Source organism: Lysobacter sp. F60174L2 (assembly GCF_052547135.1).
Genome location: NZ_JBQWRA010000002.1, coordinates 537,930 through 554,159 on the forward strand (window position 1 = coordinate 537,930; position 16,230 = coordinate 554,159).

15 protein-coding genes are annotated in these 16,230 nt (G+C 66.5%); 7 read left to right on the plus strand and 8 right to left on the minus strand.

The window, feature by feature from the left end; translation table 11 throughout:
- Positions 1-116 precede the first annotated feature (116 nt).
- Genes ACT9AS_RS07650 through ACT9AS_RS07660 form a run of 3 tightly spaced genes read left to right on the plus strand, consistent with a single transcriptional unit; the run spans position 117 to position 2,983 of the window.
- On the plus strand, positions 117-1,796 hold the full coding sequence (locus tag ACT9AS_RS07650) for a serine hydrolase (RefSeq protein WP_445099523.1): 1,680 nt from the start codon (positions 117-119) through the stop codon (positions 1,794-1,796).
- A gap of 1 nt (position 1,797) precedes the next feature.
- Positions 1,798-1,950 carry a hypothetical protein gene (locus tag ACT9AS_RS07655; RefSeq protein WP_445099524.1) on the plus strand — a complete coding sequence of 51 codons (153 nt, stop codon included), beginning with the start codon at positions 1,798-1,800 and terminating at the stop codon, positions 1,948-1,950.
- Positions 1,951-1,996: 46 nt separating this feature from the next.
- Positions 1,997-2,983: an MsnO8 family LLM class oxidoreductase gene (locus tag ACT9AS_RS07660; RefSeq protein WP_445099525.1), complete on the plus strand. Its 987-nt coding sequence runs from the start codon at positions 1,997-1,999 to the stop codon at positions 2,981-2,983.
- Here ACT9AS_RS07660 and ACT9AS_RS07665 read toward each other — a convergent pair.
- Positions 2,980-3,429, minus strand: coding sequence for an FKBP-type peptidyl-prolyl cis-trans isomerase (locus ACT9AS_RS07665; protein WP_445099526.1), 450 nt, complete (start codon positions 3,427-3,429; stop codon positions 2,980-2,982). The two genes, ACT9AS_RS07660 and ACT9AS_RS07665, sit on opposite strands and share 4 nt — an antisense overlap.
- Before the next feature lie 106 nt (positions 3,430-3,535).
- On the opposite strand from ACT9AS_RS07665, the gene ACT9AS_RS07670 reads away from it, so the two are divergent.
- On the plus strand, positions 3,536-4,393 hold the full coding sequence (locus ACT9AS_RS07670; protein ID WP_445099527.1) for a PA4780 family RIO1-like protein kinase: 858 nt from the start codon (positions 3,536-3,538) through the stop codon (positions 4,391-4,393).
- A 13-nt stretch (positions 4,394-4,406) separates the two neighbouring features.
- Here ACT9AS_RS07670 and ACT9AS_RS07675 read toward each other — a convergent pair whose 3' ends face one another.
- The 5 genes from ACT9AS_RS07675 to ACT9AS_RS07695 all read right to left on the minus strand — a co-directional run bounded on the left by ACT9AS_RS07675 (position 4,407) and on the right by ACT9AS_RS07695 (position 10,199).
- A complete protein-coding gene (locus ACT9AS_RS07675; RefSeq protein ID WP_445099528.1) occupies positions 4,407-5,606 on the minus strand; it encodes an aminoacetone oxidase family FAD-binding enzyme in 1,200 nt (399 codons plus the stop codon).
- A 16-nt stretch (positions 5,607-5,622) separates the two neighbouring features.
- A complete protein-coding gene (locus ACT9AS_RS07680; RefSeq protein ID WP_445099529.1) occupies positions 5,623-6,168 on the minus strand; it encodes a YaeQ family protein in 546 nt (181 codons plus the stop codon).
- A gap of 91 nt (positions 6,169-6,259) precedes the next feature.
- Positions 6,260-6,496, minus strand: coding sequence for a hypothetical protein (locus ACT9AS_RS07685; protein ID WP_445099530.1), 237 nt, complete (start codon positions 6,494-6,496; stop codon positions 6,260-6,262).
- 622 nt (positions 6,497-7,118) lie between these two features.
- The gene (locus ACT9AS_RS07690) at positions 7,119-8,507 is read right to left on the minus strand and encodes a DUF4932 domain-containing protein (protein ID WP_445099531.1); all 1,389 of its coding nucleotides are present in this window, start codon (positions 8,505-8,507) and stop codon (positions 7,119-7,121) included.
- 663 nt (positions 8,508-9,170) lie between these two features.
- Positions 9,171-10,199, minus strand: a complete 1,029-nt coding sequence (locus ACT9AS_RS07695; RefSeq protein ID WP_445099532.1) for a putative sulfate exporter family transporter — start codon at positions 10,197-10,199, stop codon at positions 9,171-9,173.
- A 109-nt stretch (positions 10,200-10,308) separates the two neighbouring features.
- On the opposite strand from ACT9AS_RS07695, the gene ACT9AS_RS07700 reads away from it, so the two are divergent.
- On the plus strand, positions 10,309-11,208 hold the full coding sequence (locus ACT9AS_RS07700) for a pseudouridine synthase (protein ID WP_445099533.1): 900 nt from the start codon (positions 10,309-10,311) through the stop codon (positions 11,206-11,208).
- Between the two features lie 128 nt (positions 11,209-11,336).
- Here the strand turns inward: ACT9AS_RS07700 and ACT9AS_RS07705 are convergent, their stop codons facing one another.
- Both ACT9AS_RS07705 and ACT9AS_RS07710 read right to left on the minus strand, forming a co-directional pair.
- Positions 11,337-13,397 (minus strand): DEAD/DEAH box helicase, encoded by a 2,061-nt coding sequence (locus ACT9AS_RS07705; protein WP_445099534.1) that lies wholly within the window; start codon positions 13,395-13,397, stop codon positions 11,337-11,339.
- Positions 13,398-13,511: 114 nt separating this feature from the next.
- Positions 13,512-13,691: a hypothetical protein gene (locus ACT9AS_RS07710; RefSeq protein WP_445099535.1), complete on the minus strand. Its 180-nt coding sequence runs from the start codon at positions 13,689-13,691 to the stop codon at positions 13,512-13,514.
- Between the two features lie 101 nt (positions 13,692-13,792).
- Between ACT9AS_RS07710 and ACT9AS_RS07715 the strand changes: the two genes are divergently transcribed.
- Both ACT9AS_RS07715 and ACT9AS_RS07720 read left to right on the plus strand, forming a co-directional pair.
- Positions 13,793-14,473 carry a glutathione S-transferase N-terminal domain-containing protein gene (locus tag ACT9AS_RS07715; RefSeq protein WP_445099536.1) on the plus strand — a complete coding sequence of 227 codons (681 nt, stop codon included), beginning with the start codon at positions 13,793-13,795 and terminating at the stop codon, positions 14,471-14,473.
- A gap of 3 nt (positions 14,474-14,476) precedes the next feature.
- Positions 14,477-16,075, plus strand: a complete 1,599-nt coding sequence (locus tag ACT9AS_RS07720; RefSeq protein WP_445099537.1) for a protein adenylyltransferase SelO family protein — start codon at positions 14,477-14,479, stop codon at positions 16,073-16,075.
- Positions 16,076-16,230: the final 155 nt, after the last annotated feature.

Here is a 16,230-nt window from a genome sequence, read left to right on the forward strand (position 1 = left end):
ATCCCCGCCTTCGCGACTTACGTCGCTCCTACAGGGCGCTCCTACAGGTCGCGAAGGGGAGGCATCGACGCGCGGCTGCGGTAAGGTCGGTGCTTCGTTCCAGGGGATTCCATCCGATGCACCTCAAGACACCCGGGTTGCGCGCCCTCGTACTGGCGCTGGGCTTCACGTTGGCCGCGGGCGCGACCGCGCAGACCGCGCCGACGCCCGCTGCCGCCACGCCAGATTCCACCGCTCCCGCCGCAACCAGCCCGGCCGATACCGCTTCCGCCCTGCAGGGCTTCGACGCCTACGTCGAGAACGTCCGCAAGCAGTTCGACGTGCCCGCCATCGCGGTCGCCATCGTCAAGGACGGGAAGGTCGTGCTCGAGCGCGGTTACGGGGTCAAGGATCTGGAATCCCGCGAGCCGGTCGACGAGCGCACCCTGTTCGCGATCGCCTCCAACACCAAGGCCTTCACCGCCGCGTCGCTGCAGATGCTGGCGGAGGACGGCAAGCTCGACATGGACGACCGTGTGATCGAGCACCTGCCGTGGTTCCGCATGTCCGACCCCTACATCACCCACGAGATGCGCATCAACGACCTGCTCGCGCACCGCAGCGGGCTGGCGCTCGGCGCCGGCGACCTGCTGTACTGGCCAGGCACCGACTACGACACCGAAGAGGTCGCGCGGCGCCTGCGCAACGTGCCGATCGACGGCGGCTTCCGCGCCCAGTACGCCTACGACAACATCCTGTTCGGCGTCGCCCAGCTGGTGATCGAGGCGGCCAGCGGGCAGTCCTACGAGGACTTCCTGCGCAGCCGCATCCTGCAGCCGCTCGGCATGGACGCGACCCGCTTCAACAGCGACCGCCTGCAGCCGGGCGACAACGTCGCGACCGGCTATTCCAAGGCCAACTTCGAGGACCTCGTCGCCGCGCCGCGAATGTCGTGGGGCAACGTATCGGGTGCCGGCGGGCTGTACTCCAGCGTGCACGACCTGAGCCGCTGGGTACGGACGCAGCTCGACCAGGGCGTGATCCCCGGGACCGACGGCGAGCGCCTGTTCAGCGAGAAGCGCCAGCGCGAGATGTGGACGGTGATGACGCCGATCCCGGTGCCCAAAGCCAAGATCCCGGAGCTGGAAGCGGCGACCCCGAACTTCCGCGGCTACGGCCAGGGCTGGAACCTGTCCGATTACCGCGGCGAAAAACTGGTCTGGCACACCGGCGGCTGGCCGGGCTTCGTGTCGCGGATCACGATGGTGCCGGAGCAGGAACTGGGCGTCATCGTGCTGACCAGTGGCGAAGTCGGCGGCGCGTTCAACGCGGTGACCATGCGTGCACTGGACGCAATGCTTGGCGCGCCGCGGACCGACTGGACCGCCGCCTACGCCAAGGCCCGCGGCGAGTCGGAAGACGAGGCCGCGACCGACTGGAAGAAGCACCAGGCCGAGCGCGACGCCGACAGCAAGCCGTCACTGCCGCTGGCCGACTACACCGGCACCTACACCGACCCGTGGTACGGCGACATCGAGATCAGCCAGCAGGGCGGAAAGCTGCGCATCGCCTTCAGCCACACCGAGGCGCTGGTCGGCACCCTGTCGCACTGGCAGCACGACACCTTCGTGGTCCGCTGGGACCAGCGCTGGCTCAATGCCGACGCGTTCCTGACCTTTAGCCTCGACCCCGACGGCGGCATACGCGAGGCGCGGATGGAGGCGATCTCGCCGATGACCGACTTCAGCTTCGACTTCCACCACCTGCGGCTGGTCCCGGCGGAACCCGAAAAATCCAAGTCAAAGCAGGAGTCCTGAGATGAGCTGGATCGGCATCGTCCTCGTAATCGTCTGCCTGTGGCTTGCGCTGAAAGTCGCGGGTTTCGCGCTCAAGTTGCTGCTCTGGGCGCTGGTGCTGTTTGGCCTTTACTGGCTGTTGGCGCCGATGCTGGGGTTGCCGGCTGTGTTCTGAGCCGGTCGCCCCCATGTCAGGGATTCAACCCCACGCAGGATCCGACATGGTCCCGTACTCGCTCCTCGACCTCGCCCCCGTCACCGAGGGCAACGACATCGGCCAGGCGTTCGCCAACACGCTCGACCTGGCGCGTAATGCCGAGCGGCTCGGCTACCAACGTTACTGGCTGGCCGAGCACCACAACATGCCCGGCATCGCCAGCGCCGCGACCTCGGTGCTGATCGGCCACGTCGCCGGTGGCACCTCGACGATCCGCGTCGGCGCCGGTGGGATCATGCTGCCGAACCACTCGCCGCTGCAGGTGGCCGAGCAGTTCGGCACCCTGGCCGCGCTGTATCCGGACCGCATCGACCTGGGCCTGGGCCGCGCGCCCGGGACCGACCAGGCGACGATGCGGGCGCTGCGGCGTTACGTCGATGGCGCCGACACCTTCCCGCAGGACGTGGTCGAGCTGCTGCACTACTTCCAGCCGGCCGAGCCCGGGCAGGCGGTGCGTGCAGTGCCCGGCGCCGGCATCGAGGTGCCGGTCTGGCTGCTGGGCTCCAGCCTCTTCAGCGCCAAGCTGTCGGCGGCGCTGGGTCTCCCGTTCGCGTTCGCCTCGCACTTCGCGCCCGATGCGATGGACCAGGCGCTGGCCTTGTACCACCGTGAATTCACGCCGTCGGCCCGGCTGCAGCAGCCATACGCGATGCTGGCCCTGAACGTGGTCGCCGCCGAAAGCGACGCCGAGGCGCGGCGGTTGTTCACCACCCAGCAGCAGGCGTTCGTCAACCTGCGTCGCGGCCGTCCGGGCTTGGTGCCACCGCCGATCGACGACATCGAGTCGTGGTGGACGCCGGTCGAGAAGCACGGCGTCGAACGCGCGCTGGCCTGCAGCGTGGTCGGCGATGCCGATACGGTGAAGCAGGGCATCGCCGCATTCGTCGAACGCCATCGTCCGGACGAGCTGCTGCTGACCGCCAACGTGTTCGACCACGCCGTGCGGGTGCGCTCGTTCGAGATCGCGGCGGATGTGATGCGGGCGGGTTAGCCGCCCTTCTTGACGTCGACCAGTTCGACCTCGAACACCAGCGAGGCGTTCGGCGGAATCACCCCGCCAGCGCCCTTGCGACCGTAGCCGAGATCGGCCGGAATCAGCAGCACCCGGCGTCCACCCACGCGCATGCCGGCGACGCCGTCGTCCCAGCCGCGGATCACCCGGCCGGCGCCGAGCAGGAACGTGATCGGCTCGCCGCGTTCAATCGAGCTGTCGAACTGCTGGCCGCGCTGGTTCGGCGCGTCCTCGTCGTAAAGCCAGCCGGTGTAGTGCACGCTGACCTCGTCGCCCGACGACGCGACCGCGCCGGTGCCGACCTTGAGGTCGATCCGCTGCAGTTCGTCGACGCTGCCGCCCGGCGGCGGGCCGGGATCGGCGCAGGCCGCCAGCAGCAGGCCGCACAGCAGCACGGTGACAAAGCGGAGGGGGCGAATGCGCATCGGGCAGGTTTCCTGGAGGGGACGCCTCAGGTTAGCCGATCCGGTCGCGACGCTGCCGCCGCGATCGACCATACTGACCACCCCTTGCCGCTGAAAAACGCACTGGATGAGAACCCCGGCCGGCCTGCAACCGCTGATCGACGACGGCGTCATCGACGAGGTGATGCGCCCGCTCAAGAGCGGCAAGGAAGCCTCGGTCTACGTGGTCCGCGTCGGCGAGGAGATCCGCTGTGCCAAGGTCTACAAGGACATGGCGCAGCGCAGCTTCCAGCAGCGCGTGCAGTACCAGGAAGGCCGCAAGGTCCGCGGCAGCCGCCAGGCGCGCGCGATCGGCAAGGCCACCAGATTCGGCCGCAAGGAACAGGAAGCGGTCTGGAAGAACACCGAGGTCGACGCGCTTTACCAGCTGGTCGATGCCGGCGTGCGCGTGCCGCAGCCGCACGGGTTCTTCAACGGCGTGCTGGTGATGGAGCTGGTGGTCGACGCCGACGGCCACTCGGCGCCGCGGCTGGGCGAAGTGGAGCTGTCGCCGGTGCAGGCGCGCGGCTTCCACCGGTTCCTGGTCCACCAGGTGCAGAAGATGCTGTGCATCGGCCTGATCCACGGCGACCTGTCGGAGTACAACGTGCTGGTCGCGCCCGACGGTCCGGTGGTGATCGACTTCCCGCAGGTGGTCAGCGCCGCCGGCAACAACGCCGCCCGGCGCATGCTGCAGCGCGACGTCAACAACCTGACCCTGAGCCTGGGCCGGTTCGCCCCGGAACTGCTGTCCACGCACTACGCCGAGGAGATGTGGGCGCTGTACGAAGCCGGCGAGCTGCGGCCCGACAGCGAACTGACCGGCGAGTTCGAGTTCGACGAATCCGTCGCCGACCTCGACAGCGTGCAACTGGCGATCCGCGACGCCCGCGAGGAAGCAATGATCCGCCAGCAGGGCCGCGAAGCCGCCGAACAGGACGATTGACGCGGTTGCGGCGCTAGACCGCGCTGCCCGCCGCGTGGCCCGACGCCCACGCCCACTGGAAGTTGTAGCCGCCGAGCCAGCCGGTCACATCCAGCACCTCGCCGACGAAGTACAGCCCCGGCACGTGGCGCGACTGCATCGTGCTTGACGACACCCCGTCGGTATCAACTCCACCCAATGTGACCTCGGCGGTGCGGTAGCCCTCGGTGCCGCTGGCGACCAGCGGCCAGTCGGCGAGCACCGCGGCGACCTCGCGCAACTGCGGCAGGTTGAACTGCCTGATAGGCCGCGACGGCTGCAGCTGCGGCAGCCACACCTCGCACAGCCGCTGGGCGAAGCGCTTGGGCAGCAACTCGCCGAGCAGGGTCCGCAGTTCCGCGGCCGGCCGTTCAGCCTGCAGCTGCAGCAGCGCGTCCAGCGCATCGCGTCCGGGCAGCAGGTCCAGCCGCAACGCGTCGCCGGGCTGCCAGTACGACGAGATCTGCAGGATCGACGGCCCGCTGATGCCGCGGTGGGTCATCAGCATGAAGTTGCTGAAATCCTGGTCGTTGCAACTGGCCGTGACCGGCAAGGCCACGCCGCTGAGGTCGGCCAACCGCTCCTGGTGCTTGCCGCTGAGCGTCAGCGGCACCAGCCCGGCGCGGGTCGGCAGCACTGCGTGGCCGAACTGCCGCGCCAGCTCGTAGCCGAAGCCGCTGGCGCCCATGCTCGGGATCGACAGCCCGCCGGTCGCCACCACCAGCGCCGGCGCCGCGAACGTCCCGCGCGCGGTGTGCAGGTGGAACAGCCTGTCGCTTGTCTCGCCATGCACCACCCGCTCGACCCCGCAGGAGGTCTCGATCCGCACCCCGGCATCGGCGCACTCGTCGACCAGCATCTTCACGATCAGCTTCGACGACACATCGCAGAACAGCTGGCCCAGCTCCTTCTCGTGGTAGGCGATGCCGTGCCGCTCGACCATCCCGATGAAGTGCCACGGCGTGTAGCGGGCGAGGGCGGACTTGCAGAAGTGCCGATTGGCCGACAGGAAGTTCTCCGGCGAGGTGCCGGTGTTGGTGAAGTTGCAGCGCCCGCCGCCCGACATCAGGACCTTCTTGCCGATCTTGTTGGCGTGCTCGACCACCAGCACCCGCTTGCCGCGCTGGCCCGCCGTGAGGGCGCACATCAGCCCCGCGGCACCGCCGCCAATCACCAGGACGTCGTAATGCTCCATCGCGTCGCGCGGTCGCTCAGCGCGGCGCCATCCGCACCGTCGGCCGCACCGACGTGCTGCCGCGCTCGCCCATCAACTGCAGTTCACCGTCCTGCATCAGCGCATTGAGCCGCATGCCGCGCTCGCCAAGCGCCGGCAGCGCATCGACCACCTCGGCCGGCAGGTCGATCACGGTGACGTTCTTCAAGCGGGTCAGCGAGCTGGCGATCTTGTCCCACCAGACGTCCGACGCACGGCCGCCGTAGTTGACCACCACCACCTGCTGCGCGCGGCCGCTGGCCTTCTTGATGCGCGACTCGTCGGGATGGCCCAGCTCGATCCACAACTCGACCGCGCCGGTGTAGTCGCGCTTCCACAGCGCCGGCTCGTCCTCGTCGCTGATCCCGCGGCCGAACTCCAGCCGCTCGTCCGCATACAGCGCGAACGCCAGCAGCCGCACCATCAGCCGCTCGTCGGTCTCCGACGGATGCTGGGCGAGGGTGAGGTTGTGGGTCGCGTAGTAATGCCGGTCCATGTCGCTGACCTGCAACTCGGCTTTGACCACGGTGGAGTTGAGTGCCATTGGCAGCGGGCTCGGGGAAGGGCGGCCATTCTAGCGTCTCCGGAATCCGCCGCCGCCGCGAGCATGGGGACGCGGCAAGGCAACGTCCCGCCTAAGCCTCGCCGTCGTCGCTGCCACCGTCATCGCCGGCGTCCTGCCTGGACTTGCCATCCTTGCTGGACTGGCGGCCGGACATGGCAAGCGCGATGGCGATGCCCAGGGCGATGCCGGGGCCGATGCCAAGTGCAAGGTTGTCCAGCGCAACGCCGAAACCTGCGCCGATGGCGACGCCAAGCGCAATGCCAATGCCAAGGTAGCTGGATTTTTTGTCGTTGCGATTGCTGGGCATTGATGCGTCTCCCATGCTGGGGGCTGGTTGAGCGGTGACGGCTCGAACTATCTCAAGTCCCGCGATACTTCGAATGGCATCGTTTGTATGAATCATGTGGCGTAAAACGCCAGAATTAACCCGCGCCGCGAAGCGGCATCGGCTTGGACGAACTGTTGGGGCTCACCCACGTGCGGCACACAAGATGCGTGAGCCACGCGACCGGAAGGCCACATAGAAACGCAAATAGGCCAACCTCCAGTTGAATTAGCAACAGGAGGGCGCTGGGCACCAAAGCGACGGCCGACACCGAGAGCCAGTTGGCTCGGCCTGTACGCGACAGCCAGACATACAGGGGTACTGCGTAGAGTGTGACGGGCACAAGACCAAACAGCAACGTGCCTAGAAAACCGATCTGAGCGGAATCCATGGGGCCCACCATTCCCGGGGAGTGAATCGCACCAGCGCGCCAAAGGTGGCCGCAAGGCCAGCTGCAACTATGAGCCAGCCCATCGCAACCGCTTCAGCCCCGACAAGTTGCTTCCAAAGCGTCATGTGAGCCCGAAACACCTAAGTTAACGAAGCGGCTTCAGCTTGAACGAGCTGTTAGGCGCTACTCGTAATTCCGAGCCGCTTTGGGTGACTATTCCTGTGTCTGGAAAGTCCATGGGATTGGTGCCAGCTGAATTCCGTCCCGCGACTTGAACCCACCGGGCATGTCGGCGTGGTTCAGATACAACTCGTACTCTGTTCCAGGCTTCAGCTCCACGGGCAAATGCAGTTCAGTGCCATCGTCACTCCACGATGGCGGGCCAGAAAACTCCGGTGTCTTCTCTCCGAAGACGCCAATGTCGGTGCTCATCGGTCGGTCGAATATGATAGTAATCTGGCTGAGGTCCGGATCAACGTTCAGGTCTCCAAAACTCGGAAACAGAGATGCGTTTGGCGTAGCAGTTTGTGCCTCCATAGTCGTGTTCGCCCATGACGTCAGAAGGGATGAGATGCCAGGAATGACCTCGGTCGTGAGCAACGGTGCTGTGGTTGGCAGCAGGTTCGCCAACTCCAATGTCCAGGCAAAACCTCTTTGCTCGTCATCTCTCTGGGCTGCCAGTGCTTGGTCATGCATATCGTGATCAAGGAAGTACCGCAGTGTTACCGCTCGCGTTAGGCTCTCGTATAGAAGTATATTCCAGTCGCCATAAGCGTTCTGCCGCATGCGCATTTCGTTATTTTCGTACAGTGCTGTAGCACCGGATTTCAACACATCAGCATGTTCGTCTACCCAGGGATTGACGAACGAGTGAGTAAACTCGTGCACCAGCAGCCGTGAAGTCCCCGCACCGGACCACTTCAACGAATCCCCCACGGCAAGTTTCGGTGTGCCGATCACGGCGTACGCGTCTACAGTACCGTCAGACATGACGATCCTGGGACCATAGTTGCCCCGACCATGTAGCAGGCCAGGCACTATCATCATGCGAACAGGCTTGTTGTCTTCGCTAATGCCATCGAACCAAGGCGCGTCCAGCGAATCGTGGACGTCATCCGCAATTTGTTTGACCACTTGTGAATACAGCGCAGAATGCGCCGTGAAAAAGGCGGCAGCTTCGGTGTCTCGTGCGAACCTGCATATTTCTGCAAGCATTTGTTCGGCCGATTGCTCGTCCCAATTCGTCGACGAACTGGGTAGCCATTCCTTCAGTTCTGTTCGTGGTTCCCAGCTTTCTGGTTGCGCCAGCAGTGCCAAGGCGACGGTATCTCCGTAGCCCACGCCGAGATCACTGCGAAACTGCCGCAACAGATCAACGGTAGGATGATCTTTGAATCGGCCAAAGTACTGCTCAACTTCCGCATCGTAGGAAGGAATGCCAGCAGCTTTGAACTCTTCAAAGTCCGCCAGCCGGGCTATGACCGCTGTCAGCTCAACACGCGTGTCGACCGAGACGGGCACTGAAGCTACAGCGGCGCTGCCAAACAGGCCGAAGCACAGCGTCATTACGACTGTGAGGAGTTCTCTGGGCTTGAGAATCATTGCGTTGAGAGACGTGATGTAGAAGGAAATCGAAATATTACACAGTATGCAAGATGCCCAACTACGAGGGACGTCGTGCGCCTAACGCCGGAATTAAGCCGACCCGCAACGTGATGGGTGAAGACCCAACATGATGCAAGCTGCGGAAAAAAATGGTCCGAAGCCGCGAAGCGGGTTCGGCTTGAATGACTTGTTAGGCCGCACCTTAGCCGATGAAAGCCGAGCGCGACCAACTCCTTGCACGAAGCTGCAGTGACAACCGTGCCTGCGCGCCGAGAACCTGCACCCCCAAGAACCGCAAGACGCAATGAACTGGCCGGGCGAGAGCCCTACCGCGCAGGCCTGCATGAACTTGCACAGCAACTTGCCGAAGGGCGAGAGCGCTGCAAACGCGATGCCCCAAAAGAGCCGGTAGCGCGATGAGCCGAAAGCCGCTGCGGCCCAATCAAAGAGCGATTGCTGCTTGTGCGGCCCAAGACTAAATAGCCCCAAAATTTAGGGTGTTAAAAGATAACAGCCGGCAACGATCTCCCATCAAGCTGCCGCAAAACCTTACCGCAATTCAACAGCTTGCAACTTCCAGCTCCGCGGGGTCCCCTCAGAGCCCAGGCAAAAAGCCGCAAAAACGCAGCGTTATCCGTTATCACCCCAAACCCGCAGTACTTACACCTGCCCGGTCACGTACTGTACCCCCAGACTCGACAGCGCCACCGCTACCCAAACCCCCAACCCCAGTACGATCGGCCGGAAGCCCGTCGCCGCCATCCGCCGCAGGTCGGCGGACAGTCCGATCGCGGTCAACGCGACGATGATCAGCAGCTTGGCGCCCAAGCGGATGGTGGGTTGCCACGCATCGGGTATCACGCCGGCACTGCTAACCGCCGAGGCGACCACGAACCACAGAATGAACCACGGGATCACCCTGCGCAGGGCGAAGTCGCCGCCGCCGTGCTTCTTCTGCCGCCATGCTTCGATGGTGGCCAGCAGCAGGCACAGCGGGATGATCAGGGTGGCGCGGGTCAGTTTGACGATGGTGGCGTGGTCACCGGCCGCGGCGCCGTAGCTGTAGCCGGCGGCAACCACCGATGAGGTGTCGTTGATCGCGGTGCCGGCCCATAGGCCGAAGCCTTCCTGGCTCATGCCCATCAGATGGCCGAGGGCGGGGAAGACCAGCACCGCGACCAGGTTGAACAGGAAGATGGTGGAGATGGCGAACGCGGTGTCGTGCTCGTCGGCCTTGACGATGGGGGTCACCGCGGCGATCGCGGAGCCACCGCAGATCGCGGTGCCGGCGCCGATCAGCAGCTTCAGTTTGGACGGGATTCCGAGCAGGCGGCCGAGCAGGAGCGCCGCGCCGAAGGCGGCGGCGACGCTCACCAGGGTCACGGCGAGCGAGTCCATGCCGGTGTGCGCGACCTGGGTCAGGCTCAGGCCGAAACCCAGGGCGACGATCGACCATTGCAGGATATTCTGGCCGGCGAAGCGGATGCCCGGCCGGCAAGTCAGGGGTGGTGGCGCCAGGTTGCGCACGACTACGCCCAGTACGATGCCGAACACCGGCCCGCCGATCAGCGGCAACCACTGGCCGAGCCCGAAGGCGACAGCGGCCAGTCCCGCCGACAGCAGGAGGCCGGGCCAGAGGGAGGACGGGGTATCGATGGTGTGGGCGACAGGGTTGGAGGTGGCGGGCATCGGGCGGGAGCGGAACGGCCAGTCCACGTGAGTGCGTGAGCTCAGATAACGCAAGGATATTTGAAAATGCTCGACGGTTATATCGAATGCCCGGAACCCGGGAAGATTTGTGCGCCCCGTCGCGGATGACACGCCCTGCAGTCGGCTGCAGTTGCCGCCGGGTGCGTGGGCGACGGTGATCGACGGCTTGTGCGCGCGGTTCCCGGCGATCGACCGGGCGACCTGGCTGGACCGGTTCGCGCGCGGACTGGTGCTCGATGCCCGGGGGCAGGCGGTGGCGGCCGATGCGCCGTACCGGGTGGGGATGGAGATCCGCTACTTCCGCGAGGTCGTTGACGAGCCGGCCATTCCCTTTGAAATGTCGGTGCTGCATGCCGACGCGCACCTGGTGGTGGTCGACAAGCCGCACTTCCTGCCGGTGACGCCGGCCGGTGGCTACGTGCGCGAGACGGTGCTGGCGCGATTGGTGCAGGAGTTGGGTAACAGGGAGCTGGTGCCGTTGCACCGGATCGATCGTGGCACGGCGGGGCTGGTGTTGTTCTCGGCCGATCCGGCGTCGCGGGCGCGGTATCAGGCCTTGTTCCGCGAGGGGCGTATCGGGAAGCGCTATGAGGCAGTGGCGGCGCCGTTGCCGGGGCTGGAGTTTCCGCGGGTGCGCCGCAGCCGGCTGGTGCGGGGCGAGCCGTTTTTCCGGATGGCCGAGGTGGATGGCGAGGCCAACAGCGAGAGCCGGGTCGACGTGATCGAACGCGGCAGCACGCGCTGGCGATACGCGCTGGAGCCGGTGAGCGGGAAGAAGCACCAGCTACGCGTGCACATGGCGGCGCTGGGGGCGCCGATCGTCAACGATCCGTTCTATCCGGTGCTGCGGGCGCAGGGGGCGGACGACTGGTCGAAGCCGTTGCAGTTGCTGGCGCGGTCGCTGGTGTTTGTCGATCCGCTGAGTGGGGAGCGGCGGGAGTTCCGGAGTGGGCGGGAGTTGATGGAAGTGGGTTCCCGCGAAATGTAGGAGCGACGTGAGTCGCGACGCTCTGAACGTTTGGGGTGCGAGGAAATCGCGACTTACGTCGCTCCTACACGGGGGTTGTCGCGGGGGGCCGGGGATTGCCCGGCCCGGGTCGACAACGGGATTTACGCTCAGCGCGGCTTGAAGGGTTTGCGCGGGCCGCCATGGGGTTTGCCGGCATGCGGCGGGCGGGGGCCGCGGGGGCCTGCGCCGCGCGGGCCAGGGGCTCGGGCGGCGACGTTGGCGCGCGGGCCGCTGCGGCCGCCAGCGGTGTCGCCGGGTTCGGCGTGGCGGATGCGCAGGGGCTGGCCGGACACGTAGACGCGCTTGAGGTGCTCCATCAACTCGCGCGGCATGCCTTCGGGCAGGTCGACCAGGCTGTAGTCGTCGCGGATGTCGATGCGGCCGATGTAGCGGCTTTCCAGGTCGGCCTCGTTGGCGATCGCGCCGACGATGTTGCCGGGCTGCACGCCGTGGCTGTGGCCGACCTCGATGCGGAAGGTCTCCATGCCGATCTCGCCGGGGTGCGGCGCGTCGTGGCGCGGTGGCTTGCGCTCGGGGGCGCGGCGCGGCGGGGCGTCGTCCTCGAACATCGCCTCGGCGGCGTTGTGGCCGTGGCTGGCCGGCGGCGTGGACGGGGTGTGCACCGGTGGGGTGAACTGGCGGTCGGCATGGCGCGGGGCGGGCGGCGCGTGGCGTTCGTCGAAGCTGCGTGGTTCGCGTGCTGGCGGTGCGTCACGGTCGGACCGTTGCTGGCGCGGCGGGCGCGGCGGCTGGCCGCGATGGCCGGCGTCGCGCTGACCCGTGTCGCGGTCGAACTTGTTGTAGGACGGACGCGCCGGCGCCGACAGCAGCAACGGATGGTCGCCCTGCACCAGCTTGGCCAGCGCGGCGGCGATTTCCACCGCGGGCACGTTCTGCTCGCGCTCGTAGCGCTCGACCAGGTCGCGGAACAGGCTCAGGTCGTCGCCCTGCAGCGCGTCGCCGATGCGCCCGAGGAACTTCGACACGCGCTGCTCGTTGACGGTCTCGATGCTCGGCAATTCCATCTGCTCGATCGGCTGCCGGGTGGCGCGCTCGATCGCCCGCAGCATGCCGCGCTCGCGCGGCGCCACGAACAGGATCGCCTCGCCCTTGCGCCCGGCGCGGCCGGTGCGGCCGATGCGGTGGACGTAGCTCTCGGTGTCGTAGGGGATGTCGTAGTTCAGCACGTGGCTGATGCGGTCGACGTCGAGCCCGCGTGCGGCGACGTCGGTCGCCACCAGCACGTCGATCCGGCCGTCCTTGAGCTGCTGGATGGTTTTCTCGCGCTGGGCCTGCTGCACGTCGCCGTTGATCGCCGCGGCCGAGATGCCGCGCGCGGCAAGCTTGCCGGCCAGCTCGTCGGTGCCGAGCTTGGTGCGGGCGAACACGATCATCGCGTCGAACGGCTCGGCCTCGAGGATCCGGGTCAGGGCGTCGAGCTTTTGCACGCCGCTGACCGCCCAGTACCGCTGGCGGATGTTGGCCGCGGTGCTGGTCTTGTTCTTGATCGCGACCTCGACCGGCTCCTTCAAATAGGTCTGGGCGATGCGCCGGATCTGCTGCGGCATCGTCGCCGAGAACAGCGCGACCTGGCGGGTCTCCGGGGTCTTCTTGAGCACCGACTCGACGTCGTCGATGAAGCCCATCCGCAGCATCTCGTCGGCCTCGTCGAGCACCAGGCAACGCAGCTCCGACAGGTCCAGCGAGCCGCGGTCGAGGTGGTCGATGACCCGTCCCGGGGTGCCGACCACGACCTGCACGCCGCGCTTGAGCGCCTGCAATTGCGGGTAGTAGCTCTGGCCGCCGTAGATCGGCAGCACGTGGAAGCCGGGCAGGTGGGTGGCGTATTTCTGGAACGCCTCGGCGACCTGGATGGCCAGTTCCCGGGTCGGCGCGAGCACCAGCGCCTGCGGCTTGCGCTGGGCGGGGTCGATCTGCGCCAGGATCGGCAGCGCGAACGCGGCGGTCTTGCCGGTGCCGGTCTGGGCCTGGCCGATCATGTCGCGGCCTTCCAGCAGCGGCGGGATGGTCGCGGCCTGGATCGGCGAGGGCGACTCGTAGCCGACATCGGCCAGTGCCCGCAGCAACGGCTCGGGCAGGGCCAGGTCGGTGAACTTGATCGACGGTGTGTCGGGGGAAGCGGGTGTTGCGGGCGTCTCGGCGCTCATCGCAGGTCTCGTTGGCGCCGGCGATGCCGGTCGTATGGACCCGCTAGTTTAGCTGGCGGGACGTGTTCCCGCGTGATGTCTGGTGTTCCGGATGTTCAGTCCCGCGTTTGCGATTCAGCCTTGCGGGGTGCTTTCGGCAGCGTCGCCGGTGTTGTCGCCGGGGTCGGCAGCGGTGTCTGCGGGCACGCTGTCATCGGACTTGGCGGCCTGCTTCCGGGCCAGCTTTTCTTCCTTCTTCTTCTTCTTCGCGATCTCGCGCTGGCGTTTCTCGAACGAATAATTCGGCTTTGCCATGGGCAGCTCCTGTGTGGATTGCCGACCAGTCTAGGCCATGTGGACCGGTTTCACAGACGGAGTGTTTACGATGGCGTGATCCCCCGACGACGGCGTGCATCATGATCAAGCTGCATCACCTCGAAAACTCCCGTTCCCATCGCGTGCTCTGGCTGCTCGAGGAACTCGGCCTGCAGTACCAGGTGGTCCGCTACCGGCGCGACCCGGAGACGTTGCTGGCGCCGCCCGAATTGCGCCAGGTGCATCCGCTCGGCAAGTCACCGGTGCTGGAGGAGGACGGGCTGGTGCTGGCCGAGTCGGGCGCGATCATCGAGTACCTGGTGCAGAAGCACGACCAGGCCCATCGGCTGTCGCCGCCGCCGGGGCCAGCCGACGACCCGGAACGCCTGCGCTACCGCCAATGGCTGCACTACGCCGAAGGCTCGATGATGCCGCCGCTGCTGCTGAGCCTGGTGTTCGCGCGGGTCAAGCAGGCGCCGATGCCGTTTTTCGCCAAACCCATTGCCCGTGGCATCGCCGACAAGGTGCTGATGACCTTCGTGCGGCCGCAGGTCAGGTTGCACATGGATTACGTCGAGGCCGAGCTGGGCAAGCACGCGTGGTTCGCCGGCGAGCGCTTCACCGCGGCCGACATCCAGATGAGCTATCCGGTCGAGGCCGCGATGACCCGCGGTGGTGTCGACGGCTATCCCGGGCTGCAGCATTTCCTCGATCGCATCCGCGCGCGGCCGGCGTACCAGCGGGCGGTGGAGCAGGGCGGCGGATCGGGGCCGCTGAAGTAGGCGATGGAATTCGACTTCGACAACGCGTTCGTGCGCGAACTGCCGGGCGACCCGGAAACAGGACCTCGGGTGCGGCAGGTCGAAGGGGCGGCATGGTCGGCGGTGGAGCCGACGCCGGTGGCCGACCCGACGGTGCTGGCGTGGTCGGCCGAAATGGCGACGCGGCTGGGGCTGGATGCGGACGACGTCGGCTCGGCGCAGTTCGCCCGGGTGTTCGGCGGCAATGAACTGCTGCCGGGGATGCAGCCGTTCGCGGCCAACTACGGCGGCCACCAGTTCGGCCACTGGGCCGGGCAACTCGGCGACGGCCGCGCGATCACCCTGGGCGAAACCGTCAACACGGCCGGTGAGCGCTGGGAACTGCAACTCAAGGGCGCCGGGTTGACGCCGTACTCGCGCACCGCCGACGGACGTGCGGTATTGCGATCGTCGGTCCGCGAGTTCCTGTGCAGCGAGGCGATGCATCGTCTCGGCGTCCCGACCACCCGCGCGCTGAGCCTGGTCGGTACCGGCGAGCAAGTCGTCCGCGACATGTTCTACGACGGCAATGCTCGGCCCGAACCCGGCGCGATCGTGTGCCGGGTGGCGCCGTCGTTCCTGCGCTTCGGCAACTTCGAGCTGCCGGCGTCGCGCGGCAATACCGCGTTGCTGGGGCAACTGGTCGATTTCTGCATCCGGCGAGATTTCCCGCACCTGCAAGGCGACGGCGAAGCGCTGTACGCGGCCTGGTTCGTCGAAGTCTGCGAACGCACCGCGGTGATGATCGGCCACTGGATGCGGGTCGGCTTCGTGCACGGCGTGATGAACACCGACAACATGTCGATCCTCGGGCTGACCATCGATTACGGCCCCTACGGCTGGATCGACAACTACGACCCGGACTGGACCCCCAACACCACCGACCGCCAGAACCGCCGCTACCGCTTTGGCCAGCAGCCGGCGGTGGCGTACTGGAACCTCGGTCGGCTGGCCGGCGCGCTGTCGCCGCTGTTCGACGGCGTCGAGCCGCTGCAGGCCGGGTTGCAGCGCTTCGTCGACACCTGCACCGCGGCCGACCGCGACAACACCGCGCGCAAGCTCGGTCTGGTCGAGTGCCGCGACGACGACCTCGCGCTGATGCAGGCACTGCAGGACCTGTTGCGCGAGGCCGAGGTCGACATGACGCTGTTCTTCCGTGCGCTGGCCGATTTCGATCCTGCCGCTGGCCCGGAGTCGGACGCTGGGCCGGTGTCGGGATCCAGGTCGCACGGCTTGGCGACGTTTGCCGATGCGTTCTACGACGAAGCAAAACGCGACGCGGCGACTCCGGCGTTCAACCAATGGCTGGATCGTTATGCGGTCCGTCTGCGCGATGACCCGCTGGAACCGGGTGAGCGTCGGGAGCGCATGCGCAGCGCCAACCCGCGTTACGTGTTGCGCAACTACCTCGCGCAACAGGCCATCGATCGTGCGGAAGCGGGCGATCCGGGCGGAGTGGTGGAGTTGCTGGATGTCATGCGGCGGCCGTACGAGGACCAGCCGGGACGCGAGGCGTTCGCGCAGAGGCGCCCCGAGTGGGCGCGGAGCAAGGCCGGATGCTCGATGCTGTCATGCAGCTCCTGAGCGAGAAGCGAAACACGCGAGCGCCCCATGTAGGAGCGACGTGAGTCGCGATCGAACGGCGAATCCGGGCATCAGTGAAATCGCGACTTACGTCGCTCCTACAAGGGAGCCCATTACAAGGGAGCCCATTACAAGGGAGCCCATTACAACGGAGT